This is a genomic window from Candidatus Aquicultor sp., from assembly GCF_054640775.1.
The window spans coordinates 1-2,926 of record NZ_JBTSLF010000280.1 but is presented as its reverse complement, the minus strand read 5'-3'; the positions used below and the strand labels follow the sequence as shown (position 1 = coordinate 2,926).

General features: G+C 51.0%; 2 protein-coding genes. One reads left to right on the top strand and one right to left on the bottom strand.

What is annotated here, in order from left to right:
• Window positions 1-294: 294 nt before the first annotated feature.
• On the bottom strand, window positions 295-1,656 hold the full coding sequence (locus ACYC56_RS14165; protein WP_461374820.1) for a DEAD/DEAH box helicase: 1,362 nt from the start codon (window positions 1,654-1,656) through the stop codon (window positions 295-297).
• Between the two features lie 577 nt (window positions 1,657-2,233).
• Between ACYC56_RS14165 and ACYC56_RS14160 the strand changes: the two genes are divergently transcribed.
• The coding region (locus ACYC56_RS14160) for an enoyl-CoA hydratase/isomerase family protein (protein WP_461374819.1) at window positions 2,234-2,926 on the top strand (693 nt) is incomplete at its 3' end.

Genomic DNA, 2,926 nt, shown 5'->3' with positions numbered 1-2,926 from the left:
TTGGCGGTCGATATCGCTTCCAAGGCCGCCCCCAATTCCTTAAATAAATTTTCCATTATTTTCTCGGTGTCCATGCTGTCTCCTTTTCTAATATGATTTTTTTTGACGATGATTATAATCTAACGGGGTTTATTGTCAAATTCAAAACATCCCCGAAGTTCAACCTATTGCCCCTTTTCAGCCAAGGTATGAATATATTCTCCTCAATCTGCAGGGATCAAATTTAAACTGACCCCTGCAGAACTATAGAGGATTCTTCAGGTTTTAATTACAGCGGGTTTGAATTCTCGATGCCTACCGCGATCGTTCCTGCAGGGAAGACCGTCTTAAGGACGTTCCTTTTCCCCTGGAAAACCCGAAAATGGTGCTGTTTTCCCGGGCTTCGGAGTCCGAACCTTTTGATCTGGTTTGCCTGTGATCTCTCGATTCCCCTCTTTCTTTTTCTTTGTGGCGGGCCCGTTCTCCGGCTTTCCGGGTTCGGATGGCGGCAATCCGCTCATTAAGAGGGATTTCAAAACGTTCCGAAGGTTTTTTCTTATAATCAAATCCCTGGACCGTCTCCCGTGGCATTCGCCTTCCAAGATTCTGTTCGATAGATCGGAAAGTGTGCTCCTCATCAGGGGAAACCAGGGTACAGGCATCTCCTGAAGCGCTGGCCCGGCCGGTCCGGCCAACCCGGTGAACATACTCTTCGGCCAGGTGGGGCACGTCGAAGTTGCAGACCAGACCAATGGCTTCCACATCGATTCCCCGGGCGGCGATGTCCGTGGCCACCAGGACCCGGAACCTCCCCCGTTTGAATCCGGCCAGGGCCTCGGTCCGCTGACTCTGACTACGGTTGCCGTGTATTCGGGCGCAGGACACCCCGTGTTTTTCAAGAAAGTCGGCCAACCGGTTGGCCCGGTGTTTGGTCCGGGTGAAAGCCAGAACGCTCTTGGTCGCACTCTGTTTAAGCAGGGCGAGCAGGAGGGTCGATTTTAATTCATGCGCCACAGGATAGGCCACATGGGTGATTTGTGCCGCCGTTGTCGGTTTCGGCGTGATATTGAGAGAAACCGGGTTATTGAGCATCTCCCTGGCCAGGGCAACGATCGGCGGGGGAAGCGTGGCCGAGAAGAAAAGGGTCTGACGTTTCTTCGGAATGCTTTCCAGAATGCGGCGGATGTCAGGCAGAAACCCCAGATCGAGCATACGGTCGGCTTCATCGAGAATAAGATGACTAAGCCCGTCCATCTTGGCGTATTTGTTGCGCATAAGGTCCAGAAGGCGGCCGGGCGTGGCAATCACAAAATCCACTCCCTTTCTAAAAGCTTGTTCCTGCGGAAGGGGAGAGACCCCTCCGTAGACGGCAGCACCTTTTAAAGAGGTATGCAAGGCCAGATCATGAAGATGCTCGGCAATCTGTACGGCCAGCTCCCGCGTGGGAACCAGAACCAGTACCCTTGTTTTTCCCCGGGGCTGTTCGATCAATTGATGGAGGATGGGAAGTAAAAAGGCGGCCGTTTTGCCGCTTCCCGTGACGGCCGAAGCCATGACATCACGGCCCTGTAGAAGGGCGGGGATGGCCAGTTCCTGAATCGGAGTGGGCTGATGAAAACCCTTTTCCTCAAGGGCCTTTAATAGTTGGGGGTGAAGTGCAAAAGATGAAAATGACATAGATCTCCTTTTTCCTCGGGCCGGCTTTCCCTAAAAAAGGCAAAGGTCGCCCAATGGATTGATCCGGCTGGTTGATGATAAATTTGGAGGACTTTAGGATGAATACGGAGGGGTTGCCGGTGAAACCGCCGCTCAGGCTGTACTACTGTCCGATAGAACTTGGCTGTTGTGAGACCTACATTAAACCTTTTTAAAAAGTCTCATAATGCCCCAGGCACGGCCTGATAGATTCGGCTTCCGGAGCTTTTGACAAGAACTTCCAACTGATAATGAAGGAATTATAACCAGGAAGGGTTCGGATGTCAAGCATTATTAAAAACAAACTGAGAAGGAGAGTCTAAAAACAACTTGACAGTTGTAGACGACCGGTCTATTATTTTTCTCGATCGCTTAAGCCAAAAGAGCCCTCTTGTGGAACGCCGGGCTTTTTCAATGTTGTTCCGGTCCTAGGGACCTATAACTTATTACTACTAACCCGCCATGCCCCGCCTTTGGGGGCGTGGCACCACCAATCATGAAAATAGGCTGGTAGGCACAAAATCTATTTTCGTACTAAATTAGAAAGGATATTTTAACGATGGCCCTATTTGAGTATCAGTTGGATGATCATGTAGCTGTGTTGACTATGAACAGCGGTGAAAACCGGTTCACCATCACTTTTCTGGAAGACTTCTTAAAAATTCTGGATGAAATCGAGACCCAAACCGCAGCCACCGTCCTGGTGGTCAAAAGCGCCGACTCCAAAATCTGGTCCAACGGGATCGACCTGGATTGGTTGAGTGCCGCGGTGACCGAAAACCCCGAAATGGGGAACCGGTTTTCGGCAACGATCATGAAGCTCCTGCGCCGCATTTTAACCTATCCCCTGATCACCATCGCCGCCATTAACGGCCATGCCTTTGCCGGGGGGGCCATCATGGCCTGTGCTTTCGACTTCCGCTTTATGCGCACCGACCGCGGCTTTTTCTGCTTTCCAGAAGTGGACATCCATATCCCTTTTATGCCGGGCATGGACGCCCTCATCAAAAAAGCCCTGCCTGGTCATCTGTCCCTGGAGGCCCAGTTGACCGGCAAACGTTACACAGCCGTGGAATTGGAGGCCCATAAAGCCGTATTTAAGGCCTGTCATCTTGATGACCTGATGAAAGAAGTTTTGAGCTTTGCCAAAACCGTGAACAAGGGAAGGAATATCCTGAAACCCATCAAAGAGGTGGGCTTCAAGCACATTCTGAGGGTTATGGATATTGATGATCCGGCCTATCTGGCAAGC

Coding starts and splice junctions, on each gene's coding strand:
- ACYC56_RS14165 (WP_461374820.1), bottom strand. CDS start 1,656: ATGTCATTTTCATCTTTTGCACTTCACCCCCAACTATTAAAGGCCCTT.